The 22,982-nt window shown below is 73.2% G+C and carries 24 protein-coding genes; 10 read left to right on the forward strand and 14 right to left on the reverse strand.

What is annotated here, in order from left to right:
- Positions 1–4 precede the first annotated feature (4 nt).
- The 3 genes from BJY16_RS26350 to BJY16_RS26360 are packed head-to-tail and all read right to left on the reverse strand — an operon-like array spanning position 5 to position 3,679.
- A complete protein-coding gene (locus tag BJY16_RS26350) occupies positions 5–1,459 on the reverse strand; it encodes a CHAT domain-containing protein (protein ID WP_185042247.1) in 1,455 nt (484 codons plus the stop codon).
- Positions 1,459–2,544, reverse strand: a complete 1,086-nt coding sequence (locus BJY16_RS26355) for a CHAT domain-containing protein (RefSeq protein WP_185042248.1) — start codon at positions 2,542–2,544, stop codon at positions 1,459–1,461. The genes BJY16_RS26350 and BJY16_RS26355 overlap by 1 nt, the downstream gene beginning before the upstream one ends.
- A gap of 28 nt (positions 2,545–2,572) precedes the next feature.
- Positions 2,573–3,679, reverse strand: coding sequence for a ComEC/Rec2 family competence protein (locus BJY16_RS26360; protein ID WP_185042249.1), 1,107 nt, complete (start codon positions 3,677–3,679; stop codon positions 2,573–2,575).
- 339 nt (positions 3,680–4,018) lie between these two features.
- Here BJY16_RS26360 and BJY16_RS26365 point away from each other — a divergent pair, with 339 nt between their 5' ends.
- Complete coding sequence (locus BJY16_RS26365; protein ID WP_185042250.1) at positions 4,019–4,423, forward strand: hypothetical protein; 405 nt, start codon at positions 4,019–4,021, stop codon at positions 4,421–4,423.
- Between the two features lie 5 nt (positions 4,424–4,428).
- Here the strand turns inward: BJY16_RS26365 and BJY16_RS26370 are convergent, their stop codons facing one another.
- The 5 genes from BJY16_RS26370 to BJY16_RS26390 all read right to left on the reverse strand — a co-directional run bounded on the left by BJY16_RS26370 (position 4,429) and on the right by BJY16_RS26390 (position 10,118).
- Entirely contained in the window at positions 4,429–4,848 is a 420-nt protein-coding gene (locus tag BJY16_RS26370; RefSeq protein ID WP_185042251.1) for a VOC family protein, read from the reverse strand.
- A gap of 102 nt (positions 4,849–4,950) precedes the next feature.
- Positions 4,951–7,656, reverse strand: coding sequence for an ATP-binding protein (locus tag BJY16_RS26375; protein ID WP_185042252.1), 2,706 nt, complete (start codon positions 7,654–7,656; stop codon positions 4,951–4,953).
- Entirely contained in the window at positions 7,656–7,844 is a 189-nt protein-coding gene (locus BJY16_RS26380; protein ID WP_185042253.1) for a hypothetical protein, read from the reverse strand. The genes BJY16_RS26375 and BJY16_RS26380 overlap by 1 nt, the downstream gene beginning before the upstream one ends.
- Before the next feature lie 101 nt (positions 7,845–7,945).
- Positions 7,946–8,614, reverse strand: a complete 669-nt coding sequence (locus BJY16_RS26385; RefSeq protein WP_185042254.1) for an SRPBCC family protein — start codon at positions 8,612–8,614, stop codon at positions 7,946–7,948.
- An 88-nt stretch (positions 8,615–8,702) separates the two neighbouring features.
- Complete coding sequence (locus tag BJY16_RS26390) at positions 8,703–10,118, reverse strand: GGDEF domain-containing protein (RefSeq protein ID WP_185042255.1); 1,416 nt, start codon at positions 10,116–10,118, stop codon at positions 8,703–8,705.
- An 89-nt stretch (positions 10,119–10,207) separates the two neighbouring features.
- Between BJY16_RS26390 and BJY16_RS26395 the strand changes: the two genes are divergently transcribed.
- Positions 10,208–10,405, forward strand: a complete 198-nt coding sequence (locus tag BJY16_RS26395) for a hypothetical protein (protein ID WP_185042256.1) — start codon at positions 10,208–10,210, stop codon at positions 10,403–10,405.
- Positions 10,406–10,418: 13 nt separating this feature from the next.
- Here BJY16_RS26395 and BJY16_RS26400 read toward each other — a convergent pair whose 3' ends face one another.
- A complete protein-coding gene (locus tag BJY16_RS26400; protein ID WP_185042257.1) occupies positions 10,419–10,916 on the reverse strand; it encodes a glutathione peroxidase in 498 nt (165 codons plus the stop codon).
- Positions 10,917–11,068: 152 nt separating this feature from the next.
- Here BJY16_RS26400 and BJY16_RS26405 point away from each other — a divergent pair, with 152 nt between their 5' ends.
- Complete coding sequence (locus BJY16_RS26405; RefSeq protein WP_185042258.1) at positions 11,069–11,689, forward strand: TetR/AcrR family transcriptional regulator; 621 nt, start codon at positions 11,069–11,071, stop codon at positions 11,687–11,689.
- Here the strand turns inward: BJY16_RS26405 and paaI are convergent.
- Positions 11,658–12,137: a hydroxyphenylacetyl-CoA thioesterase PaaI gene (gene paaI, locus BJY16_RS26410; RefSeq protein ID WP_185042259.1), complete on the reverse strand. Its 480-nt coding sequence runs from the start codon at positions 12,135–12,137 to the stop codon at positions 11,658–11,660. The two genes, BJY16_RS26405 and paaI, sit on opposite strands and share 32 nt — an antisense overlap.
- Before the next feature lie 59 nt (positions 12,138–12,196).
- On the opposite strand from paaI, the gene paaZ reads away from it, so the two are divergent.
- Together paaZ and paaK are read left to right on the forward strand one after the other, a co-directional pair.
- Positions 12,197–14,239 carry a phenylacetic acid degradation bifunctional protein PaaZ gene (gene paaZ / locus BJY16_RS26415; RefSeq protein WP_185042260.1) on the forward strand — a complete coding sequence of 681 codons (2,043 nt, stop codon included), beginning with the start codon at positions 12,197–12,199 and terminating at the stop codon, positions 14,237–14,239.
- Complete coding sequence (paaK, locus tag BJY16_RS26420; RefSeq protein ID WP_185042261.1) at positions 14,232–15,536, forward strand: phenylacetate--CoA ligase PaaK; 1,305 nt, start codon at positions 14,232–14,234, stop codon at positions 15,534–15,536. The genes paaZ and paaK overlap by 8 nt, the downstream gene beginning before the upstream one ends.
- A gap of 154 nt (positions 15,537–15,690) precedes the next feature.
- On the opposite strand, the gene BJY16_RS26425 is transcribed toward paaK, so the two are convergent.
- Positions 15,691–16,254: a hypothetical protein gene (locus BJY16_RS26425; RefSeq protein ID WP_185042262.1), complete on the reverse strand. Its 564-nt coding sequence runs from the start codon at positions 16,252–16,254 to the stop codon at positions 15,691–15,693.
- A 233-nt stretch (positions 16,255–16,487) separates the two neighbouring features.
- Here BJY16_RS26425 and BJY16_RS26430 point away from each other — a divergent pair, with 233 nt between their 5' ends.
- Positions 16,488–17,444, forward strand: a complete 957-nt coding sequence (locus tag BJY16_RS26430) for a calcium/sodium antiporter (protein ID WP_185042263.1) — start codon at positions 16,488–16,490, stop codon at positions 17,442–17,444.
- A 6-nt stretch (positions 17,445–17,450) separates the two neighbouring features.
- Here BJY16_RS26430 and BJY16_RS26435 read toward each other — a convergent pair whose 3' ends face one another.
- A complete protein-coding gene (locus BJY16_RS26435) occupies positions 17,451–18,002 on the reverse strand; it encodes a hypothetical protein (protein ID WP_203758941.1) in 552 nt (183 codons plus the stop codon).
- Between the two features lie 67 nt (positions 18,003–18,069).
- On the opposite strand from BJY16_RS26435, the gene BJY16_RS26440 reads away from it, so the two are divergent.
- Positions 18,070–19,230, forward strand: coding sequence for a hypothetical protein (locus BJY16_RS26440; protein ID WP_185042264.1), 1,161 nt, complete (start codon positions 18,070–18,072; stop codon positions 19,228–19,230).
- Here BJY16_RS26440 and BJY16_RS26445 read toward each other — a convergent pair.
- A complete protein-coding gene (locus BJY16_RS26445) occupies positions 19,209–19,610 on the reverse strand; it encodes a winged helix-turn-helix transcriptional regulator (RefSeq protein WP_185042265.1) in 402 nt (133 codons plus the stop codon). The genes BJY16_RS26440 and BJY16_RS26445 overlap by 22 nt on opposite strands.
- 76 nt (positions 19,611–19,686) lie before the next feature.
- Here BJY16_RS26445 and BJY16_RS26450 point away from each other — a divergent pair, with 76 nt between their 5' ends.
- The 3 genes from BJY16_RS26450 (at position 19,687) to BJY16_RS26460 (ending at position 22,373) form a co-directional block, all read left to right on the forward strand.
- The gene (locus tag BJY16_RS26450; protein WP_185042266.1) at positions 19,687–20,604 is read left to right on the forward strand and encodes an NADP-dependent oxidoreductase; all 918 of its coding nucleotides are present in this window, start codon (positions 19,687–19,689) and stop codon (positions 20,602–20,604) included.
- Positions 20,605–20,675: 71 nt separating this feature from the next.
- Positions 20,676–21,503 carry an alpha/beta fold hydrolase gene (locus BJY16_RS26455; RefSeq protein WP_185042267.1) on the forward strand — a complete coding sequence of 276 codons (828 nt, stop codon included), beginning with the start codon at positions 20,676–20,678 and terminating at the stop codon, positions 21,501–21,503.
- 30 nt (positions 21,504–21,533) lie between these two features.
- Complete coding sequence (locus BJY16_RS26460) at positions 21,534–22,373, forward strand: patatin-like phospholipase family protein (protein ID WP_185042268.1); 840 nt, start codon at positions 21,534–21,536, stop codon at positions 22,371–22,373.
- Positions 22,374–22,376: 3 nt separating this feature from the next.
- On the opposite strand, the gene BJY16_RS26465 is transcribed toward BJY16_RS26460, so the two are convergent.
- Positions 22,377–22,979: a hypothetical protein gene (locus BJY16_RS26465; RefSeq protein WP_185042269.1), complete on the reverse strand. Its 603-nt coding sequence runs from the start codon at positions 22,977–22,979 to the stop codon at positions 22,377–22,379.
- Between the last annotated feature and the right edge of the window lie 3 nt (positions 22,980–22,982).

A 22,982-nucleotide genomic window follows, 5' to 3' on the forward strand; every position in this document is an offset into this window, starting at 1 on the left:
GGTGTCACCACCTTTCCCGCAGGGCCCGCGAGATCGTCCGGTAGAGGGGCTGGAGTTCGGGACGCTGGTCGTTACGGGCCCGGAGCCGGAGTGTCTGCCAGGCGGCCGCGAAAGTGGGTGGCCACGATGTCTGCCTGACCCAGACGGTGACCTCCTGGACGAGTTCGCTCGGCCCGTCCGGGTCGTCCTCCTCGAGCAGCAGGTATCCCTCGATGGTGTCCAGAACCAGCTGTTGCGGCGTCTCCCGGGACGGGGCGGTGGCGGGTGGTGCGGGCGGCGGAGGCGGGGGAGGCTTCGTCGCCGCGGCCGCCGGTTGGGTGTTGATCAGGCTGCCGTCGAAGCTCTGCATGTACAGCACCGGCGTGCCGAAGAAGCGTCGCTCCCGATGCTCGGTGAACATCCGCCTGCGAGCGAGCTGCACCGCGTGGCCGATCGGCTTGGCGTCGGCGAGCAGGCTGTAGAAGTGGGTGAGGAACGGCACCGCCGTCTCCCGCGCCATCGGGTACTGCATGGCCACGACCGCGGCGACGTTCTCCTTGATCAGCGAGGGGGCGAGGCGTTCGAAGTTCTCGCTGAACGGCTGGGTGTCACCTTTGGTCTGATGACGCTCGCACAGGTGCAGGACCACCAGTTGCGGCACCGTGTCCGGCTCGCCGGTCAGCGTCGACACGATGCGGTCCGCGTTCAACCAGGTGGTGCCGGTTTCGCTCGCCGGGTCGGGTACCAGCAGGAGGGATCCGGAGGCGGTGGCTCGGCAGACGCCGACGATGTGCACGATGTCGGCCGGGGTCTTGGACAGGGTGGTGCTGATGAAATCCTCGTCCCAGGCGTTCGCCGTGTACACCTGGAGCCATTCCGCCTTCTGTCCCAGGGCCGCGGTGAGGTCGGTGAAGACCCCGTTCTCCTTGTCGAATCCGGGCGTGTCCTGCGGGATGGCGTTCACCAGCATCACCCGCACCAGCGAGCCGTGCCGGACCCGCGTCTCCTGCTCGATCGGCGGGTTCAGGTGCCGGCTCAGGACCAGCTTCGTCTCGGTGGCCAGGAAGTATCCGTCGGCGTTCAGGTCGTCCGGCATGTGCAACAGTTCCCAGGGCAGGGTGGCGTACCGATCCGCCTCCTCGCCGAAGATGATGTGGACGTCGAGCGTCTCGCCCTTGGGCACCTCGGCCACCGCGGTCTGCAGCCGTTTGCCGACGTCGTTGCTCAACATCAGCTCGTACAGGTGGCGGCCGAGGACCTCGACGGTGTCCGGCACGATTCCCGTGGTGCCGGGCGGCATCGTGCCGTACAGGTATTCGTCGCGCCGCAGCCACGCCTCCAGCGTGGAGATCGTTCTCAGCCGGAGTGGGTCGTTCGTCAGCGGTACCGGTTCGGTGACCGCTCCGTCGATGACCGGGGTGTCGTACACGGCCCAGATCTCGCCCCGGTCGATGTGGATGCGGAGCTGGTACTGGGACATCACGCCTCCTCGGGGAACAGCCGCTCGGGCCGGCCGTGCAGATAGGTGACCGGGATGCCGAGCAGCCGTGGGTCCGCGCCGGTGCGCCCACCGATGTGCATCCGGGCGGCCTGGACCGCCCGATCCGGCGGCACCCGGGCGGCCAGCTGCCGGTAGAGCTCGACGCTGAACGCGGTCGCGGTGCTGTTGGTGACGGCGTACTGCATCGCGATGACACAGTGCAGGCCGGAGCGCAGCAGTTGCGGGGCCAGCCCGGCGAAGCTCTCGGTGAAGTCGGCGCGGGCGCCGTCGCACGAGTGCAGCACCAGCATCCGGGGGACCCGGGACAGCCGGCGCATGTGCTCGGCCAGCTCCCGGTCGCTGACCCAGTCCACGTCGCCGTAGCTGTCGACCAGGGCCAGCCGGCCCTCGGCCTGCTCCTGCCGGAACTCGCCGTGGCCCATGTAGTGCACCACGTGCGGCTGCCGCTCCTCGATCGCGCGGAACAGCTGGTCCACGCCCGGGTCGTGGAGCGTCTCCAGGACGGCGAAACCGTGCTGCTCGGTCGCCCGTACCGCCTCCTCCACGTCGTCGAAGACGACGTCCTTGAGCTGAGAGGTCTTCGGCCGGGACACCACGATCTGGATCCGCGGCCGGTCGACCGGCGTGAGGTCGGCGCGCGTGGCCGCCCGGCGCAGGTACCGGGACAGCACGAGCCGGCTGTCGGTGGCCAGGTAGTAGCCGTCGTTGCCGGGACGGTGCAGGTACTCCCAGGGAACCGCGGCGAGCCGGGCGAACGGCGGATCGGGCGGGAAGATCAGCGCGACCCGGGCCGGGTGCGGCAGACCGGGCAGGCGGTTCTCCACCCACGACCACATGGTTCCGGGGAACAGGTAGCGGTGCAGGAGGCTGCCGAAGGCGCGCAGGTCGCGGTCCTGCCAGACGTGGTCGCGCCGGGCGATCCAGCGTTCGAAGAGTTTGATCAGCTCGGCGTCCGGTCCGGTGAACGGGGACAACCTCTCCCGCTGGCGCCGGTTGTCCGCCGGGGTGGTGGCGGTGATCGTCCCGTCGGCGCGGACCTCGATCGCCAGTTCCTGCTCCTCCATGTGGTCCTCCTGGCCACCGGCCGGCCGGTCACAGGGCCACGGTGAGGCCGGCGCCACCGGCGGGTGGGCGCCGCACCGTGTACGTGAAGTCCGGGTTCGTCGTCGAGTCGTCGTCCCAGACGTCGCCGGGATCCGGATAGTTGAAGACCAGTTCGGCGCCGGGCGGCGCGTACCGGATGATCGTGGCCACCGCGCTGCGGTGCGGATGCCCGTGGTAGCTGCCGTCGGTGGAGATCAGGTACTGCCGGGCCGGGATGAGCCGGACCAGGTCGGCGCTGATGTTCTTGGCGCTGCCGTGGTGCGGCACCTTCAGCACGTCGACCGGCAGCCGCTCGGCGCCGGTCGCGGCGAGCTGGGCGCGCACCCCGGCGGCCAGCTGAGCCGGGGTGATGTCCGCGGTGAGCAGCGCGGTGTGCCCGCCGAACTCCAGCAGCAGCACGATGCTGGACGCGTTCGCGGCGCTCCGGTCGACACCGATCCGGCCGCGGGCCAGCTCATCGATGTCGAGTCGGCCCTCGGCGCCGAGGTAGGCGTCGGCCGGCTTCAGCTCCGGCCGGTTGCGCAGCTTCACGAGCGCCGCCTCCACCGAGCCGGCCGCCAAGCCGGCGTCCCGGCAGGCCCGCTCCCACTCGTCGCGCAGCGACAGCAGCGCGGTCGTGGTCGGCGCCAGCACGCTCACCCGCAACCCGCCGGGCAGCTCCCGGACCGGCGGCGGGCCGTCGGCCGGGCGGCAGACGGCGTGGCCGCCGAAGCGCGCGTTCCAGCTCAGACCCCGCTGCTTGATCAGGGCGCCGAGGATCTCGCCCTGGACCGCGCCGAGCTCGTCGGTCAGCTGGCGGTAGCCGTTGTACCAGACCTCGTCGACGCCCAGCGCCACCGCGGCGTCGTTGACCGCCAGGATCACGCCCTCGACGTGGTCGCCGTCGACGTGGCTGAGGACCAGCAGGTCGAGCCGCTGCCCGGCCCGGGCCAACTCGGCCAGCCGCCGGGAGACCGCGTCGTACCCGATGGCCGGCCCGCCGTCGACCAGCAGCCAGTGTGTCCGGTCGTCCTCGCCCGGCCAGGAGACCAGGACGGCGTCCCCGTGCCGGGCGGGGAGCATCTCGATCCGCAGCGGCGCCTCATGGCTCGTCATGTGCGCAGCGTGCGCCCGCCGCTCCGGCGCGGTCAGTCGGGTTCCGTCTCCGGGTCCGGCATTTCCAGATGGCGGGCAAACCACCGGACGCGGTCACACCGCCCGGCAAGATCGCTGGGATCGCCGTGAGCAGCGGAGATGTCGTAGAGTGCGGGTCCATCCCGAGGCAGCAGGAGAGCGCGCATGTCGAGAATCGTGGCCGTGACGGCGGTGCTGGCCGCCCTGGCGACCGCAGCCGGGTGCGGTTCGCAGGCGCCGGCCGCCGAGCCGTCCGGGCCGCTGACCGAGTAGCAGGCGGCCGCGGCGTGCCGCAAGGACCTCACCGAGCTGAACGGCGAGATGGTGCCGCGGCTGGCGGAGCGGTTCGTGGTCCGCGACGGTGACCGGCAGATCCGCGTCTACCTGTCCGAGGCCGACAAGTGGATCAGCACCTGCCGGATCGGTCCGGCCGGGGCGGAGGAGACGTTCGGCACCGTGCTGAACGCGGGACCGGCCGACAAGATCACGCTGTACGGCGACCTGGACGCCGTACTGAAAGCCAAGATGTTGATCGGTCGGCTGCCGGCCAAGGCGACCGCGATCACGGCGAAGCTGCCGTCCGGGCGCACCCTGACCGGGGCGCGCGACCGCGACCTCTTCCTGATCTGGGCCCCGGACACCGAGGTGGAGGGCGCCCGGCTGACCGCCACCGGAGCGGACGGCAAGGTCGTCGCCACCGTGACGGCGCCGGGCGTCGACGGGTAGCGGCGTCAGGCGCCGAAACCGTTGTCGGCCAGCCACTGCGGGTCCGGAGCGACCTGCTGCAACACCTCGACCAGCAGGCCGTCCGGGCCGGCGACCTGGAAGCGGCGCTGCCCCCACGGCTCGGTGACCGGCGGCAACACCACCTCCAGGCCCTCGTCCCCGAGCCGGGCGTACTCCGCGTCCACATCGGCGACCAGGAACGCCAGCAGCGTGCCGACCACCGTCTTGCCACGGGTGGCGGCCGGCCACGACGGGTGGTCGCGCTGGACGAAGTCCAGGCTCAGCGCCGGATGGTCGGTGTGCTGCGTGTTCACATACCAGCCCAGGTCGACGCCGACCGCGAACCCGAAGTGCTCGGTGAACCAGGCCGCGCTGACCGCCGGCTTCTCCGCCGCGATCGCCATCCCGACCATGGTGAACTTCATCTGTGCCTCCCAGCGAGAACCAAGAACCTGTTGCCGCTCCACGATCGTCGCCGGCGCCGTCTCGATCAACGATGAAGACCGCAACCGTCGATAATCGGTGAGTTATCGGCGGCCGACCAGGTCGCCGACCTCGGTCCGGGACGAGACGCCCAGTTTGCGCAGGATGTTGGAGACGTGCACCGCGGCGGTCTTCGGCGAGATGTAGAGGCGCCGGGCCAGCTCGGTGTTGGTCAGCCCGTCGCTGATCAGCACGGCCACCTCCCGCTCCCGCGGGGTCAGCGCGGCCGGGCCGGTCACCGCCGCCGCCGCGTCGGCCGGGGCCATCCCCAGCTGGGCGCGGACCTGGTCGAGCTGCACCACCCGCCAGCCGCGCCACCGGGCGAGCAGCGAAGCGGCCGACTCGACCTGCGCGGCCGCCTCGGCCCGGCGGTCGGCGGCGAGCAGGCAACGCGCCGCGCCGACCCGCACCGTCCCGCGGGTCGACGGCCCCAGGATGTGCGCCTCCGCGACCGCCAGGTAGAGGTCGAGCGCCTCGGCGTGCCGGCCGCGCGCCTCGGCCAGCTGCGCGTCGGTGACGGTCCGGAAGGCATCCCACACGTTCGCGTCGAGCAGGTTGCCGGCCAGCCGGTCCAGGCGGTCCTGGGACAGCCCGGCCGCCAGCGCCGCGGAGATCAGGTCGTGCGCCTGCTCGCCGCTGCGCCAGGTCTGCCCGTCGAAGGCGGCGATCAGCTCGTCCATCAGCGCCTCGGCGCGGGACAGGTCACCGCGGCGGCAGGCCAGGTGGAAGGCGAGCCCGGGAATCGTCGTGGGCGGATTGTTCGGCAGCGCCGCCAGGTCGGTGATCAGCTGCTCGACCCGGTCCAGCTCACCGGCCTCCAGGTAGAGCCCGGCCAGGAAGACCCCGTGATAGTCCGCCCACCGGCCACGCCGCCGGAAACTGAGGTCCTGCTCGCGCCCGTTCTCCAGGGCCGCGATCGCGTCCCCGAGATCACCGGCGCGGATCGCCAGCCGGGCCCGGTTCTGGAAGTAGGTGGCCTCGGCCAGCGACTCGAACCCGGCCCGCTCGGCGTCCACCCGCATCCGCTCCAGCATCGCCACGTGCTCGGCCGGCGACGTCGGCGGCTCGCCCTGCACCAGCGCGTTCAGCGCCCGGGCGGCCAGCACCCACTCGCCGGCCTGCTCCGCCTCGTCGACCAGCCCGGCCAGGATCTTGCGGCCGTCGGCGGCGGTCTGCGGCCGGTCGGCGAGCATCGAACCCTTCTCCACCAGCGCGGCCAGGCGCACCGCCGGCAGGTCGAACTCGTCGGCCAGCGCCAGCGCCCGGTCCGACCAGAGCAGCGCGGCGTCCAGCTCGTCGCGCAGGGTGGCCGACTGGGCGATCGCGGTCATCGCGCGCGCCTGGTCGGCGCCCGGCGGCAGCTGCGCGATCAGCGTCTCGATGTCGTCGGTGAGCGCCCGCATCTCGTCGGTCGCGCGGGCCTCCCAGGCGACCCGGACCAGCAGGTAGAGCGACTCGGCGCGGTCGGTGGCGGTGCCGGCCAGATCCCGCCAGCGACGCCCGTGGCGCAGCGCGTCGTCGAGCAGCCCGGCCAGCCACGCCGCCCGGGCCGCCGAGGCGAGCAGGGCGGTGTCGTCGGGCGCCTCGTCCAGACCCATCTCGGCCAGCTGCAACGCCTGGTAGGCGGAGCCGATCGACAGGTAGAGCACGGCGCCGTCGCGGGCCGCGGTGATCATGTCGTCGTACCGCCCGGCGCCGCGGGCGTGGTGCGCCACCATGGCCGGGTCGGAGGTGCCGCCGCGCAGCAGGATGTCCAGCGCGGCCTCGTGCAGCCGCCGCCGCTGCCGGCCCAGCATCTGGTCGGCGATCGCCTCGCGGACCAGCGCGTGCCGGAAGGCGAACTCGTCCTCCCCGGACTCCACCAGGACACCCCGGGTGACCAGGTCGCGCAGCACCGCGATCAACTCGTCCTCGCCGCTGCCGGTCACGTCGGCGAGCAGGTCGAACGGGATCCGGTGGCCGAGCACGGTGGCCGCCTCGACGATCCGATGGCTGACCGGGTCGAGGTCGTCGACCTGGCGGCGCAGCACATCGGCGAGACTCCACGGCAGCGGCTGCTCGACCAGGCCCTCCACGTCGTACCCCGGCAGGGCCCGCAGCAGCTCCTCCAGGAAGAACGGGTTGCCGCCGGTGCGGTGATGCAGCGCCGTCGCGGCGCGCAGCGGCGCCGGTGCACCGGTCGCGGCCGCCAGCATGGCCGCGGTCTGCGCCGGGGTGAGCCGGTTGAGCCGGACGTGGGTGACCGCGTGCCGCCGCTCCATCCGGGCCAGCAGCCCGGCCACCGGCTGCCGGCGGGACACCTCGTCCGGCCGGTACGTCCCGATCAGCAGCCGCGGCCCGTGCTGGTCGGCGATCCGCTCGAACAGCGCGGCGCTCTCCGAGTCGGCCCAGTGCAGGTCCTCGAAGACGATCACCGCGGGCGCGTCGCCGATCAACTCGGCCACGACCGCGAGACCGACGTGCAGCCGCTCGACCGGGCTGCGTCGCGGGTCGGCGAGCGCGGCCAGCTGCTCCTCGTCCACCCCCGGCCGCCCGTCGATGGCGTCCAGCAGCACCTCGTAGGGCCGGGACAGCGAACCCGGCTCGGCCTGCCCGACCAGCACCACCGTCGCGGCCGGCACGGTGCCGAGCAGCTCGTGCACCAGCCGGGTCTTGCCGATCCCCGGCTCCCCGGCGATCATCGCGACCGCGGGCTCGCGCGCGGAGGCGAGCCGCGCCAGGCGGCGCAGCTCGCTCTCTCGCCCGATCATCACTGGGCTGGCACCGCCGCGGACCGTTCGCACGACGCCAGCGTACTGGTGGGCTGACCGCGCACCGCGGAGGCTTTTCCCACCCTGCGGACCAGGCGGCGGAGCAGCCGCTCGCGGTCCGCCGCGGCGATCAGCGCGTCGCGGCGGTCGTGCGCCAGCGTGAGCATCATGTCCGGGTGCATCATCATGGCCGATCTCCCTCGTCGTTGCCGTTCGATACCTCGATCATCGATCGGCACGGGGGCGGTCACATCCGGTGCTGTTACCTATCTTCGCTGGTCAGGGCGCTTTAGGCAGGGTGCGCCGGCGGCCTAGGTATACCTAGGTGAGCGGGTGCGGCCGTGCGGCGCTCCGCGCGCTGCTTGATGCCGAGCAGCATCCGTCGCTCCATGATCAGGGAGCCCGGCTCCATGACCGCGCGGTCGACCAGCCGGCGCGCCCAGGTCGGGTCCGGCACGCGGATCCGGTTGCGGCTCAGCAGCCGGGTGCCCGGATGCCGATCGCGCAGGTGGAAGCTCCACAGCCAGGCGCCGTCGACCGAGCGCAGCGCCAGCGTGCGGGCCGGGTCGCAGATTTCCACCCGCATGGCCGGGCCGCCGGAGCCCAGCGGCAGCTCGTCGCCGGCCGCCAGGTCCTGGAACTGCGGCAGGATCACGTCGCTGCTGTGCATGTCCAGGCCGAACAGGTTCTCGATCCAGTCGTAGGTGTAGGCGCCGGCCCGGCCGCTGCCCATCTGCACCAGCCACGGCCAGACCGCCTCGGGCGCGACGCCGATCGTGATCGCGCGGGTGGACTGCAGCTGCGGGGCGGGTATCAGCTCGTCGCCCGGCAGCGGTTCGGCGGCCTCACCGGTGGTCGCGCCGTGACTGAGGTACCAGTGCCGGGCCGGCGGCGAGTAGGCCGCCGCGGTGAGCAGCGCCGCGGCGCCCACACCGAACCACATCCGATCTCTTCTCATCGCCCCTCCTTCGCCATCCCGCTCAGCGTCTCGCCGGCGGGCCGCTCCGGGCCAGGGCCGCAAGTCATCGGTACGGCGACCGTCCGGCTCAGCCCGCGACCGGGGCGTTCCGGGGGCAGTGCGGCGAGCGGATCCGCCGTTTGCCGGCCGGTTTCGCCAGGTACATGGCGGCGTCGGCCCGCTCCAGAACGTGGTCCGGGGTGTCGCCCGGCTCGGCGACCGCGACGCCGACGGTGCCCTTGCCCGGCAGAACCCCGCAGCTCAGGTGCAGTGGCTCGAGGAACGCCGCGCGCACCGCCCGCGCCGCGACCTCGGCCTCGGCCGCCGCGGCCTGCGGCAGCAGCACCGCGAACTCGTCGCCGCCCAGCCGGGCGACCGTGGCGGTCTCGTCGACCGCGGCCTGGAGGCGCTCGGCGACCCCGGCCAGCAACTCGTCACCGATCTTGTGCCCGAGAGTGTCGTTGACGACCTTGAAGTCGTTGAGGTCGATCAGCAGCATCGCGTAGGGCAGGTCGCTCTCGTACGCCACGGTGAGCCGCTCGAACAGCATCCGCCGGGTGGGCAGGCCGGTGAGCAGGTCGAAGTAGGCCGCCCGGTGCAGGTGCTCCTCGTAGGACCGCTGCGCGGTCACGTCCAGCAGTGCCAGCACCACACCGCCACCTTCGGTGAAACCCTGGGCCATCGGTACGGTCTGCACCACGATCTGCAGGGCCGACCCGTCCGCTCGCAACAGCCGCAGCTCGGTCTTCGCCAGGTTGCCGGTGTCCCCGCACCGCGCCGCGACCGTACGCAGGTCGACCGGGCGCTCCTCCAGATCCCGCAGGGCCAGCTCACCCAGCTGGAGCGTGCCGGTCCGCGGCCAGCCGACCAGGTCCATCACGGCCGGGTTGGCCAGCACCACGTGCCCGGCGGCGTCGGTGACGACCACCGGGAACGGCAGGTCGGTCAACACCCCCTGCAACAGGGCGTTCTGCGCCCGCTGCTGCTCCTGCAGCTTCGCCATCAGCGTGCGCGTGCCGTAGATCATCAGCGTGGTGATCGGCAGCGAGATCATCGCGCCGGGGACCGGCTCCACCCGGAACGGCAGGGCGACGGCCAGCACCCAGGCGCCCAGATAGCCCGCCTGGGACAGCAGCAGCCGGGGCAGCGAGCCGATGGCCGCCCGGAACAGCAGCGACATGAACAGCGTGCTGATCACCGGCGAGGCCTCGGTGACCTGCGACAGCACGAAGAACACCGCGCCGAACTCGATCGTCTCCACCCAGACCGGCAGCGGGCGCCCCCGGCGGAACTCCGCGGTGCGCAGCCCGATCAGGAGCAGCTGCGCCGCCGCGCAGGCCAGCGTCACGGAGAGCCCGAGACCCATGTGCGCGATCTGCACCGTCATGCTGACGCAGCAGATCAGCAGCGACGTCAGGAAGAACAGCCGCAGCGAGCGGGTCAGGTCCCGCTGGACGAATCCGCGCAGCCTGGCGTATGTCGTGCGCAGCGTTCCGGGGCCCATGTCGGGCACGATCGGCAGCGGGCGCCCGGATCCGCGCCGCAGCCCGGTGCAGTTCGGTTGCGGCCGGGCCGGAGGCGGATGATGAGGTGATGCGGCACGACGACCCGAGCGCGATCGACGCGCTCCGCCGGTGGGCGGACAGCGGAGGCCACTGGCGGCTGATCGCCCGCTCCGACGCCACCGTGACGGTGGCCCTGATGACCTGCACCGGCGAGGAGATGGAGAGATCGACCTGGGCCGCCGGCCCGGACCTGCTCGCCTTCCTGTCCGGCGAGCAGTCCGGGTGACACGTCGTCCGGGTCAGGAGGGCAGCGCGGCCTCGATCGCGGTGACCACCTCGGGCGCGTCCGGCGTGGTGCGCGGGCCGAACCGGGCCCGGATCTCGCCGTCCGGTCCGATCAGGAACTTCTCGAAGTTCCAGCGGATGTCGCCGGTGTAGCCCTCGGCGTCGGCCTCCGGCGTGAGCGCCTGGTAGAGCGGGTGCCGCCCGGCGCCGTTCACCTCCACCTTCTCGGTCATCGGGAACGTCACGCCGTAGGTGGCGCTGCAGAACTCGGCGATCTCGTCGGCGGTGCCCGGCTCCTGGCCGCCGAACTGGTTGCACGGCACGCCGAGCACGCTGAAGCCGCGGTCCGCGTACCGCTTGTGCAGCTGCTCCAGCACCTCGTACTGCGGGGTCAGCCCGCACCGGGAGGCGACGTTGACCACCAGCGTGGCGGTGCCACGGAACCGCTCCAGGTCCAGCGGCTTGCCGTGCAGGTCGGCGATCTGGACGTCGTAGATGGTCTCTTGCGGCACGCGGTCCTCCTGCGGCTCGTCGATGATCCAGACGACGAGCCTAGCCGCGCCCGCCCGCGCGGGGCTCACGCAGGGTGCGGGCGGTCCGGTGAGATCGTCCTCGGTGGCACGCCCGGCGGAGGGGATCGATCATCGCGTGAGACGCTGTCAGGGTGACGACAGCCGACTCCGCACCACCGATCCGCCGCGGGCGTGGCCGGCCCGGTCACGATCAGGCCGCGGTGCTGCGCGCGGCCGTCACCCTGTTCAACCGCCGGGGCTACGACGCGACCAGCATCGGTGACCTGGCCAAGGAGCTGGGCGTCACCAAGTCGGCGATCTACCACCATTTCGCCAGCAAGGAGGACCTGCTGCGGCTGGCGCTGGCCGACGCGCTCGACGAGCTGACCGAGGTGGTGTCGGCGGCGGCCGGCGACAGCGCGCCCGGCAGCGCCTACGACCGGCTGCGCGAGGTGGTCCGCCGCTCGGTCGAGGTCCTCGTCGCCCACCAGCCGGCGGTCACCCTGCTGCTGCGGGTGCGGGGCAACACCCCGGTCGAGGTCGACGCTGTGAAGCGCCGCCGCTGGCTCGACGACCAGCTGGCCGAGCTGGTGCGTGCCGCGGTCGCCGAGGGCGCGCTGCGCGACGACATCCCGCCGGACCTGGTCAGCCGGCTGCTGTTCGGCATGGTGAACTCGCTGGTCGAGTGGTACCGCCCGGACGGCGCCTACGACGCCCAGGCGGTCGCGGCCGCGCTGGCGGCTACCGCTTTCGACGGTCTGCTGCGTCGCTGAGCCCGGGGATGCCGCGGCCCTGCGCCCGGCTGCGCCCCCGGAACTCGGCGATCACCTCGTCCGGCGACCCGTCCGCGCCCAGCCGGGACACGGTCACGTCGTAGACCCCGGACCGGCCGCGCCGCGCCCGCTCCACGGCCCGGGCCAGCAGCCGGTCCCCGGCCCGCGCCGACTCCAGCAGGCTGATGTCGAAGCCGGCCGCCACGGTCACCTCGCCGTAGGAGTTGCAGGCCACCGCGAACGCGCTGTCGGCTAGCGCGGCGATCAGTCCGCCCTGGCACAGGTCCCAGCCGTTGGTCATGTCCGGCCGCACCACCATCGCCATCTCGGCGGTACCCGGCCCGACCGCCTGCAGGGTGATGCCCAGCGACTTGCCGGCGGCGTCCCGGGCGAGCATCACTTCGGCACTGCGCTGGGCGATCTCGTGCTGGTCCACTGGCACTCCCATTTACCTAACGATCGGTCTGCAATAACGTGACACATGACGGCCCGGGAGAGGAGAGAAGCGTGAGCACGCTGCTGGAGAGTTACGCCGCCGGTCGGTGGTTCCGCGCCGCTGACCACGGAGACCCGCTGCTGGACGCGGCCACCGGCGAGGAGGTCGCGCGGATCTCGAGCCGCGGCCTGGATCTCGGCGCGATGGTCCGGCACGCCCGGGAGACCGGCGGCCCGGCGCTGCGCGCGCTGACCTTCCACGAGCGGGCCGGGCTGCTCAAGGCGGTTGCCAAGCACCTGAGCGCGGGCCGTGACGAGTTCGCCGCACTGTCCACCCGGACCGGCGCGACCGCCCGGGACACCGCGGTGGACGTGGACGGCGGCATCGGCACCCTGTTCAGCTTCGCCAGCAAGGGCGTACGCGAGCTGCCCAACGACACGATCGTGCTGGACGGGGCGCTGGAGCGGCTCGGCAAGGCCGGCACCTTCGTCGGGCAGCACGTCTACACGTCCCGGCCGGGTGTCGCCGTGCAAATCAACGCGTTCAACTTCCCGGTCTGGGGGATGCTGGAGAAGCTCGGTCCGGCCCTGCTCGCCGGGTTGCCGACGATCGTCAAGCCGGCCAGCCAGACCGCCTACCTGACCGAGCTGGTGGTGCGCCGGATCATCGAGTCCGGCCTGCTGCCCGAGGGTGCCCTGCAGCTGGTCTCGGGCAGCGCCGGCGGCCTGCTCGACGAGCTGGACATGCAGGACTCGGTGGCGTTCACCGGTTCCGCGCACACCGCCGGCATCCTGCGCCGGCACCCGAACGTGATCGACGGCGGCGTCCGGCTCGGCGTCGAGGCCGACTCGCTGAACTGCTCCATCCTCGGCCCGGACGTGCGCGCCGACGACCCCGAGTTCGACCTGTTCATCAAGGGCGTGGTCGCCGAGATGACGGTCAAGGCCGGGCAGAAGTGCACCGCGATCCGCCGGGTCATCGTCCCCTCGGCGATCGCCGGGCAGGTCGTCGACGCCCTGGCCGACCGGCTCGCCAAGGTCACCACCGGTGATCCGCGCAACCCGGACGTCCGGATGGGCGCGCTGGCCAGCCTCGGCCAGCGCGACGAGGTGCGCAAGGCGATCGAGTCGCTGCGGGCCGGCTCGGAGGTCGTGGTCGGCGACCCGGACGGCGGCCCGCTGCTCGACGGCGACGCCGAGCGCGGCGCGTTCCTGACCCCCCTGGTGCTGCGGGCCACGCCGGGCGCGGTCGAGCCGCACAACGTCGAGCCGTTCGGCCCGGTCAGCACGGTGATCACCTACGACGGCCCGGACGAGGCGGTGGCGCTGGCCGCCAAGGGCAAGGGCAGCCTGGTCGCCTCGGTGGTCACCCACGACCCGGACGTCGCGCGGCGGGTGGTGCTCGGGCTGGCCCCGTTCCACGGCCGGGTGCTGCTGCTCGACCGCGACGACGCCAAGGAGTCCACCGGCCACGGCTCCCCGCTGCCGATGCTGGTGCACGGCGGCCCGGGGCGGGCCGGCGGCGGGGAGGAGCTCGGCGGTGTCCGCGCGGTCCTGCACCACATGCAGCGCACCGCGATCCAGGCGTCGCCGGACCTGATGACCGCGGTCACCGGCCAGTGGACCACCGGCGCGGCCCAGCGCGAGGGGGACGTGCACCCGTTCCGCAAGAGCCTCGCCGAGCTGCGGATCGGCGACACCATCCGCTCCGCGCGGCGCACCGTCACGCTCGACGACATCGACCACTTCGCCGAGTTCACCGGCGACACCTTCTACGCGCACACCGATCCGGAAGCGGCCGCCCGCAACCCGCTGTTCGGCGGCATCGTCGCGCACGGCTACCTGGTCGTCTCGCTGGCCGCCGGCCTGTTCGTCGAGCCGTCGCCGGGTCCGGTGCTGGCCAACTACGGCGTCGACAACCTGCGCTTCCTCACCCCGGTCAAGGCCGGCGACACGATCGCGGTGACACTGACCGCCAAGCAGATCAAGCCGCGTAACAGCGCCGACTACGGCGAGGTCCGCTGGGACGCGGTGGTGACCAACCAGGACGGCGCGCCGGTGGCGACCTACGACGTGCTGACGCTGGTCGCGAAGACCTGGCCCGCCGATGAGTGATCAGCTCGACCGGATCGAGACCGCCTCCGTCGACGAGCTGCGGGACCTGCAGCTGCAGCGGTTGCGCTGGTCGCTGCGGCACGCCTACGACAACGTGCCGTTCTACCGGCAGAAGTTCGACGCGGCCGGCGTGCACCCGGACGACTGCCGGTCGCTCGCCGACCTCGCCCGGTTCCCGCACACCACCAAACAAGACCTTCGAGACAATTATCCGTACGGGATGTTCGCCGTCCCCCGCGAGCGCATCGCCCGCATCCACGCCTCCAGCGGCACCACCGGCCGGCCCACCGTGGTCGGCTACACCAAGGGTGACCTGGACACCTGGGCGGACGTGATGGCCCGCTCGATCCGGGCGGCCGGCGGGCGGCCGGGCCACCGGGTGCACGTGGCGTACGGATACGGGCTGTTCACCGGCGGCCTGGGCGCGCACTACGGCGCCGAGCGGCTGGGCTGCTCGGTCATCCCGGTCTCCGGCGGCATGACCGAGCGGCAGGTCCGGCTGATCGTCGACTTCGAGCCGGACATCATCATGGTCACCCCGTCCTACATGCTGACCATCCTGGACGAGTTCGAACGCCAGGGCCTCGATCCGAAGGGCACCAGCCTCAAGGTCGGCGTCTTCGGCGCCGAGCCGTGGACCGAGGACATGCGCCGGGAGGTGGAGGACCGGCTGGGCATGGACGCGGTCGACATCTACGGCCTGTCCGAGGTGATCGGCCCGGGCGTCAGCCAGGAGTGCGTGGAGACCAAGGACGGCCTGCACATCTGGGAGGACCATTTCTACCCGGAGGTGATCGACCCGTCGTTCGGCACCGTGCTGCCCGACGGCGAGCTGGGCGAGCTGGTGTTCACCTCGCTGACCAAGGAGGCGATGCCGATCATCCGGTACCGCACCCGCGACCTGACCCGGCTGCTGCCCGGCACCGCCCGCACGATGCGCCGGATGGCCCGGGTGACCGGCCGCAGCGACGACATGATGATCGTGCGCGGCGTCAACGTCTTCCCGACCCAGATCGAGGAGCTGATCCTGCGGGTGCCCGGCCTGGCCCCGCACTACCAGTGCGTGCTGGACCGGCCGGGCCGCCTCGACGAGCTGACCGTCCGGGTGGAGACCCGCGACGAGCACGTCGAGGGCCGCGACGGTCTCGCCGCCGCGCTGCGCGACCTGGTCAAGCACAACGTCGGCGTGTCGGTGCGGGTCGAGGTGGTGCCCCCGGCCGGCCTGGAGCGCTCGATCGGCAAGGCCCGCCGCATCGTCGACAACCGCCCGCGAGGGGAGCCCCAAGGCGTCGACTAGCGTCCACGCCTGCTGACGCCGCGGCAGGCCGCGCAGACCGGTGTCTCCGCTGATCGGCGTGCGCACCCTGACCGCCTGGTGGTGCGCCGGGTGTCGGCGCCGCCGGTCTGTCCCGCTTCACCACCCGCCGCTGAAGGGGTCGCCGGGGCCGCGGTCAGGCGGGCGGATCGTCGCGGAAGAGGTGCGCCTTGACGTCCCGGCCGCCCCAGCGGGTCGCGACCAGCCCGGGCCGGGGCCGGACCGGCGCGGGCCCCCAGGCGTGCTCCCTGGTGTCCGGCGCCGGCTCGTCCCAGTCGGCGACCAGCGCGAACGGATTCGCGGCGCGGTCCGGCTCGGTACAGGTCTCCCGGACGACCAGGGACGGGTCGAAGCGGCTCTCCTGCGCGACTCCGCAGTCGTCGGTCCGGTAGCCCACCAGGGCGCCGCACCCGTCGCAGGCCATGCATGGGCTCCACCCGGCCAGCGACCAGCAGCCGATCTCCACCAGTTCCGGGACGATGCGGGTCCCGCGCACGTCGCCGGGGGACAGCACGTAGGTGCCGGCGATCCGATCCCGGCCGTACGCGGCCGCGTCGATCGCGTAGCCGCCCGGCTCGAGCCGTGGCGGGTTCACCCGGAAATGGTCCAGCCGGGACGGGTGCGGCCCGGCCGGCAGCTCCACCAGCCGCACCGGCACGCTGAGCACGTTGCCACACGCCGCACACCGAAAACGCTCCACCGCGGCAGTCTGGCTCACCGCCCCGGCGAAGGCATCCGAGATTCGCCGCTGTCATCCGGACCCAGCCCTCGCCGCTGCGAACCTGATCGCATCGACGGAGGAACTCACCCCGTCGGGATCACCGTCAGCCGGGTGCGGCGCGAACGGGCCCCGCAGCGATATGTTGGCGGTAGGTGTGCCGGGAAGGCTGGTCGGCGAGTCGTCGTCTGCCGTCTCGCCTTGCGGAGCCCGCCATGCTGATCCAGCTTCTGCTCGCCGCCGCCGGTCTGGTGCTGCTGACCGTCGCGGCCGACCACCTCGTCGTGGGCTCGTCGCGGCTGGCCGCCCGGATGCGGATCCGGCCGGTCGTGGTCGGCGTCGTGGTGATCGGCATCGGCACGTCCATGCCGGAGTTCCTGGTCTCCGGTGTGGCCGCGGCCCGCGGTGAGGCCGGCATCGCGCTGGGCAACCTGATCGGCTCCAACATCCTCAACCTGACGCTGATTCTCGGCATCGCGGGGCTGATCGCCCGGATCGGATTCGCTTCGACGGTGATCCGCCGCGAGGTGCCGCTCGCGGTCGCCGGGACCGTCCTGTTCGCCGCCCTGGCCTGGACCGGGCTCACCGTGGTCACCGGTGTGGTCCTGGCGGTCGCCGGCGGCGCGGCGCTGTGGCTGCTGGTGCGGTGGGCCGGCGACAGCCGGAACGGGGAGCTGGCCGAGGAGGCCGTCGAGTGCGTGGCGGAGGCGCCCGCGGGGCCGGGTGGGTCCGCCCGATTCGAGCCGCTCAGGGCGGTGCTCGGCCTGGCCGGCGTCCTGGTCGGCGCCCAGCTGCTGGTCGTCAACGCCTCCGCGATCGCCGCCGGCCTCGGCGTCTCCCCGCTGGTCATCGGCTTCACCCTGGTCGCCCTCGGCACATCGCTGCCGGAACTGGTGACCACCGTCCAGGCCCAGCGCCGCGGCGAGTCCGAACTGGTCATCGGCAACCTGTTCGGCTCGAACCTGTTCAACAGCCTGATCGGCGGCACCGTGGTCAGCCTCGCCGCACCGGCTGGGATCGGCGCGGCGAACGGTCTCCTGCTGCTGCTCATGGTGCTGACCAGCCTGGCCGCCTGGGGTCTGCTGGTCCGCGGCATGGTGCTGACCCGGGCGGAGGGCGCGCTGCTGCTCGCCGCCTACCTGGCGACCGTGCCGCTGCTGCTGACCGCGTGAGCGGGTTCAGTGGCGGCGCAGCAGGCGTGCCTGTTCCGCTTTCAGTGCCGCGAACCCGTCCTGCACGTAGCGGACGAACGGCTCACCCGGGTGCGGCACCAGCGCCTTGCGCCGCGCCGGCCCCGCCGGCGGGGTCAGGTGCACCTCGTAGGAGGCGACGTGCGTGCAGAAGTCCTGCAGCGGCGCGGGCATGCCGTCCTCGGCGATCAGGTCGGCGTGCTCGACGATCAGGTCGCGCATCTTGACGTTGGCCGGCATCAGCGCCTGGCGTAGCCACCGCTGCCATTCCCGGGACTGCTCGGCGGTCAGCGAGCCGGTCTGCCGCTGGGCGCGATCGGGGAGTTGCGCGGCGCGCATCGCCTGCCACAGGCGCTCGTTCACCGACACCAGCGCGTGCAGCGGCCCGTAGAGGTCCCGCAGCTGGGCGTTGACCCGGGTCAGCCGCGCCTGCCGCCGCTCGTTGCGCAGCTGCGCGACCTGGTTCGCCACGAACACCACCACGGCGACCACGACACCGGCCGAGGCGGTGATGATGGCGGGCGTCGCGTCGGCGGCCATGCGCGCCATCCTGCCGGGGGCCGTCCGGGCCTGGCAAGGCGGCGGGCGGCCGTGGTTGACTGCGCCGATGTCGCCGGTGACATCGGCTGTGGTCAATGCGGCGATCGTCGTCGCCGCGCTGCCGGTCGCGCTGGCGGCCGGGATCTTCGTGGTGGCCGCCTACCGTCTCGCGACCGTCAAGGGCCACTCCGCGACGGCGGTGCAGGCGGTCCTCGGCGCGGTGACGTTCCTGGCCCTCGGGTGCGTCCCGGTCGCCCTGGTGGTCCTGGTGCCCGGGCTCGCCGCGACGGTTGCGGCGGCCGCCGGGTTCGCCGCCCTGCTGCCGCTGGCGGTGCTCGCCTGGGCGGCGGCGGACCGCGGCCCCGAGGTGGTCCGGCACGGCGACCCACGCCGGCGCCGGCACCCCTACCGGCGGCTGGCCGTGCTGGTCGGGCTCGCCGCGGTGGTGGTCTGCGGGCTGGTGTGGACCGCCCTCGGCCCCTGGTGGGCACTGCCCTTTCTGGCGCCCGCCGTCTACCCGATCCGCACCCTGCTGGCCTACGAGCGACGGTTCCGGGCGCAGGCCACCGATCCCGCCGCGATCCCCGACGGCTTCGCTCTCTACCTGCGCTGGTTCGGCGTCGACCAGCACACCGCCATCCCTCCGACGGCCGCCGACGCCGCGCGCCTGGGCTGGGTGGACAGCAGCGGCTGGGTGAGCCTCGAACGTCTGCTGAGCGTCGAGTTCGTCCGGCGGCTCGGCGGTTTCGTCGCCCTCGGCAGCCCGCGGGACGTGCTGCCGCCGGGCGGCGCGACCCGGCTCTACTTCGACCGGGGCTGGCGGGAGCAGGTGACCGCGCTCGCGCGGCGGGCCGCCGTCGTGGTGATGGAACCCGGCGACACCCGGTGGCTCGCCTGGGAACTCGGCATGATCCGCGAGCTGGGCCTGGAGGACCGGTTCTTCATCGTCACCGCACCCCGCCGGGACCTGCGCTGGTACCACCTGCATCGGTGGACCGGGCACGCCGTCGTGTCGGTCGTCGCCCGCCTGACGCACAGCACGCCACCGGCCTGGCGGGCGTTCGGCGCGCGACTGCGCAGCGCCGGGTTCGAGCCGCTGCCCGACGATCCGGGACCGGGTTGCGTGCTGGCCGTGGACGGCTCGCGGATCGTCCTCCTGAGCGCCGGGCTGACCTCGTCAGCCGAGCTCGTCGGCACCATCCTCGATCATGCTCCGGCCTGGTCGTAGGCCCGCTGCGCCCGCTCGACCGCCTCGATGTTGGTCTCCGCCCACGCCTTGATCGCGGTCATCACCGGCAGCAGGCTCGCCCCGAGCGGGGTCAGCGCGTAGTCGACACGGACCGGGACCGCGGCGGTGACCGTGCGGGTGACCAGGCCGTCGCGTTCCAACCCGCGCAGCGTCTGGGTGAGCATCTTCTGGCTGACGCCGGCGATCGTCCGGCTCAGCTCGCTGTACCGCTGCGGGCCGCCGGCCAGGGCGGTGAGCAGCAGGCTCACCCACTTGTCGCTGATCCGGTCGAGCAGCTTGCGGGCCGGGCAGGCGGCCAGGTAGGCGTCGTAGCGGTCCCGCTCCTCGGCGCGGAGCTGGGTGGCGGTGCGGGTGGCCATGTCCTACCTCCGGGAGGGTTACGCACTCTGAGGTGCCTACTTCCCGATGGAGAGTACCGCTGCTTACGGTCGGCGCATGCGAGCTGTGATCATCAATTCCTACGGCGGTCCCGAAGTGCTGCGCGTCGCCGAGACGCCGCTCCCCGAGCCGGGGCCGGGCCAGGTGCGGATCCGGGTGGCCGCGGCGGCGGTCAACCCGGTCGACCTGCAGACCCGGTCCGGCGCGCTGGCCGGTCTGCTGCCGCCGCGCGAGACGATCGGTATCGGCTGGGACCTGTCCGGGACGGTCGACGCGGTCGGTCCGCGGGTGACCGGGTTCCTGGTGGGGGAGCGGGTCGTCGCGCTCTCCGACCGGCTGGCGCTGCCGGCCAAGGCGCAGGCCGATTTCGCGGTGCTCGACGCCGAGGCGGTCGGCAAGCTGCCGCCGGACGTCGACCTGGTCGCGGCCGCGACGCTGCCGCTCAACGCGCTGACCGCCGCGCAGGCGCTCGATCTCGCCGGGCTGCGTCCGGGCCAGACGCTGCTGGTCACCGGCGCGGCCGGCGGGGTCGGTGGCTTCGCGGTGGAGCTCGCCGCCCGGTCCGGGTTGCGGGTGGTCGCGACCGCCGACGAGCAGGACGAGCTTTTCGTACGCGAGGCAGGCGCGAGCGAGGTCGTTCCGCGCGGCAGGGAGCTGGCTGACGTCGTACGGAAAAGGGTCCCTGAGGGTGTCGACGGGGTGATCGACGCGGCGTCGCTGGGCGTGGCGGCGCTGGATGCGGTGCGCGGCGGCGGGGTGCACGTCGCGGTGCTCGGTGGGGCGCCGGTGCCGCTGCGCGGGACCCGGGTGGTCAACGTGTGGATCCGGGCCGATGGTCCGCGGCTGACCGCGCTGGCGGCGGCCGGGCTGCGGTTGCGGGTGGCGGAGACTATGCCGTTGTCGCGGGTGGCGGACGCGCATCGGACCCTGGAGAAGGGCGGGGTGCGCGGCCGGCTGGTCCTCACGATCGACTAAACCTATCGGTGGTGTATATATTCTCGGGCGTTGTCGTGACCGGAGACACCGGCGCGCGGACGGGAGTATCGATGACCGACGAGCTGCTCACCCGATCGCCGGAGTTCACCTTCCTCGCCGCCGGCGGCGAGGCCTGGGACGCGACCGTGGAGCGGCTCGCCCACCCGTCACGGATCCTCGACCTGCCCAGCCCCGGCGCCTCCGGTCCCGGTGACAACGGCCCGGGCTCCGGCCTCGCGCCGGGTGACATGGCGGCGGCTGTGGTGCGGGCGGTCGCGGCTCTGGCCGGCGGCGAACCACAGATCCTGGTCGGGCGGGCGCTGGGCGGGCTGACCGCGATCGCGGTCGCGCACCAGCGGCCCGACCTGGTTCGCGGGCTGGTGCTGGTGGATGTGACGCCGGACAGCGCGCAGCTGTGGGCGGCGCTGGAGGAGACGACGGTGCCGACGCTGCTGATCCGCGCCCGTCGTGGTGGTCTGCCGGAGATGGCCGTCGCCGAGTTCGCCGAGCGGGTGCCGACCGCGTGGATCCTCGGGGTGGACGCCGGGCCGGACGCGGCGGGGGAGAACCCGGCCGCGCTGGCCCGGCTGATCGACAGGTTCGGCGCGGGCCGCCGGGCCGCCACGACCGAACCGGTCGCCCCGCCCGCCCCGCAGCGGGCCGCCGAGCCGATCGCCGAGCCGCTGGCACCACGGCAGACCAGAGGGCTGGTCCCGGGGCAGCGGACGGCCGGCCCGGCCGTGCGCCAGCAGGCCGGTGTGCCGGTGATCGGCCAGCGGATGACTGAGCCGACGGTGCCGCAGCAGGCACAGGGGCCGGGGACGCGGCAGCAGGGTGCCGGGCCGGCTGCTCGGCGGCGGCCGCATCGGGCGCATCGGTCGGTGTGCCGGCCCCATTGACCGGCGGGCGAAAGATGCTTGGATCGACCCATGGGTGGTGACGGCAAGGCTCTGGTGCTCGGCGGCGGTGGCGTCACCGGGGTGGCCTGGGAGATCGGTCTGCTCCACGGGCTGGCCGAGCACGGCGTCGACCTGACCGGCGCGGGCCTGTTCGTCGGCACGTCGGCGGGATCCATCGTGGCCGCGCAGGTGCTCTCCGGCGTACCCCTGAAGGATCTTTTCGAGGCGCAGCGCGCCGACCCGACCGGCCAGCTCACCGCGCGGATCACGGTGAGCGGCCTGTTGAGCTTCCTGGTGGCCGGGCTGTGGCCGGGCGATCCGGCGCGCGGCCGGGCCTGGCTCGGCCGGCGTGCCCTGCGGGCCAGGACGATCCCGGAGGCGGAGCGACGCGCGGTGATCGCCGAGCGGATCGGCGACCATGACTGGCCGGCGACCCGGCTGCTGATCACCGCGGTCGAGGCGGAGACCGGCACCCCGAGGATCTTCGACGCCGCCAGCGGGGTGTCCCTGGTCGACGCCGTCGCGGCCAGCTGCGCCGTCCCGCTGACCTGGGCCCCGGTGACGATCGACGGGGTGCGCTACGTCGACGGCGGCATCCGCTCGGTGGCGAACGCCGACCTGGCAGCCGGCAACCGCCAGGTGGTGGTGCTGGCCCCGGTCGCCCAGTCGGCCCGGCGGTCCGGCCGCCCGGCGGCCCAGCTCGCCGCCCTCGGCCCGGGCGTGCGCAGCGCCCTGATCTCCCCGGACGCGGCCGCACGCGCCGCGATCGGCCGCAACGTCCTGGACCCGTCCCGCCGCCGCCCAGCCGCGGAGGCGGGCCGTGCCCAGGCCGCCGCCGAGGCGGAGCGGCTCCGCGCGATCTGGGAGTGAGGCTCAGCGGACCGCCGGCTGCTCCCGCGTCCAGATGGTGACGTCGCTGCTGGTCGCGACGACCAGGGTGGTCCCGGACGGCGAGAAGCCGGCCGCCCGCAGCTCCGAGTATCTCGAGTGGAAGATGTGCCACCAGGCGACGCCCTCCGTCCCGCGGTAGGGGTCGCCCCCGTGGGAGAGCAGCACCCGGTCGTTCGGCCAGTCGGGACTGACCACGTCGATCACCCAGCCGTCGCGGGTGCCGGTGTGCAGGCCGCCGCCGTGCAGTCCGGCGATCCGCACCGGCGTCCCGGCGATCGGGCCCAGCCCGGGACAGCTGAGGTCGTCATCCGGGCAGGGCAGGTCGGGGGCGGGGTCACGGTCCCGGGCCAGCTTCCGGCCGGTGACCGTGTCGAACAGGCCGTGCCCGTCGCCGGAGGTGACGAACAGCAGGTCCCGATGGCCGGCCGGGTCCACGGCGAAGCCGACGCCCTGCAGGCCACCGACCGCCGCGCAGGGTGCCTCCGCGGGCCGCCAGGGTCGCGGCGCGGGAACGACCGGGGCCTGGAGGAACCGTCGCCGTAGTCCTCGCTGGTAATCGGTGAGGTCCGCCGGAGGATCAGTCATCCC

The sequence above is a fragment of the Actinoplanes octamycinicus genome (assembly GCF_014205225.1).
GTDB lineage: Bacteria > Actinomycetota > Actinomycetes > Mycobacteriales > Micromonosporaceae > Actinoplanes > Actinoplanes octamycinicus.

Coding starts and splice junctions, on each gene's coding strand:
- BJY16_RS26350 (WP_185042247.1), bottom strand. CDS start 1,459: ATGTCCCAGTACCAGCTCCGCATCCACATCGACCGGGGCGAGATCTGG.
- BJY16_RS26355 (WP_185042248.1), bottom strand. CDS start 2,544: ATGGAGGAGCAGGAACTGGCGATCGAGGTCCGCGCCGACGGGACGATC.
- BJY16_RS26360 (WP_185042249.1), bottom strand. CDS start 3,679: ATGACGAGCCATGAGGCGCCGCTGCGGATCGAGATGCTCCCCGCCCGG.
- BJY16_RS26365 (WP_185042250.1), top strand. CDS start 4,019: ATGGTGCCGCGGCTGGCGGAGCGGTTCGTGGTCCGCGACGGTGACCGG.
- BJY16_RS26370 (WP_185042251.1), bottom strand. CDS start 4,848: ATGAAGTTCACCATGGTCGGGATGGCGATCGCGGCGGAGAAGCCGGCG.
- BJY16_RS26375 (WP_185042252.1), bottom strand. CDS start 7,656: ATGATCGGGCGAGAGAGCGAGCTGCGCCGCCTGGCGCGGCTCGCCTCC.
- BJY16_RS26380 (WP_185042253.1), bottom strand. CDS start 7,844: ATGATGATGCACCCGGACATGATGCTCACGCTGGCGCACGACCGCCGC.
- BJY16_RS26385 (WP_185042254.1), bottom strand. CDS start 8,614: ATGAGAAGAGATCGGATGTGGTTCGGTGTGGGCGCCGCGGCGCTGCTC.
- BJY16_RS26390 (WP_185042255.1), bottom strand. CDS start 10,118: ATGGGCCCCGGAACGCTGCGCACGACATACGCCAGGCTGCGCGGATTC.
- BJY16_RS26395 (WP_185042256.1), top strand. CDS start 10,208: ATGCGGCACGACGACCCGAGCGCGATCGACGCGCTCCGCCGGTGGGCG.
- paaI (WP_185042259.1), bottom strand. CDS start 12,137: ATGGGAGTGCCAGTGGACCAGCACGAGATCGCCCAGCGCAGTGCCGAA.
- paaK (WP_185042261.1), top strand. CDS start 14,232: ATGAGTGATCAGCTCGACCGGATCGAGACCGCCTCCGTCGACGAGCTG.
- BJY16_RS26430 (WP_185042263.1), top strand. CDS start 16,488: ATGCTGATCCAGCTTCTGCTCGCCGCCGCCGGTCTGGTGCTGCTGACC.
- BJY16_RS26435 (WP_203758941.1), bottom strand. CDS start 18,002: ATGGCCGCCGACGCGACGCCCGCCATCATCACCGCCTCGGCCGGTGTC.
- BJY16_RS26440 (WP_185042264.1), top strand. CDS start 18,070: ATGTCGCCGGTGACATCGGCTGTGGTCAATGCGGCGATCGTCGTCGCC.
- BJY16_RS26445 (WP_185042265.1), bottom strand. CDS start 19,610: ATGGCCACCCGCACCGCCACCCAGCTCCGCGCCGAGGAGCGGGACCGC.
- BJY16_RS26450 (WP_185042266.1), top strand. CDS start 19,687: ATGCGAGCTGTGATCATCAATTCCTACGGCGGTCCCGAAGTGCTGCGC.
- BJY16_RS26455 (WP_185042267.1), top strand. CDS start 20,676: ATGACCGACGAGCTGCTCACCCGATCGCCGGAGTTCACCTTCCTCGCC.
- BJY16_RS26460 (WP_185042268.1), top strand. CDS start 21,534: ATGGGTGGTGACGGCAAGGCTCTGGTGCTCGGCGGCGGTGGCGTCACC.
- BJY16_RS26465 (WP_185042269.1), bottom strand. CDS start 22,979: ATGACTGATCCTCCGGCGGACCTCACCGATTACCAGCGAGGACTACGG.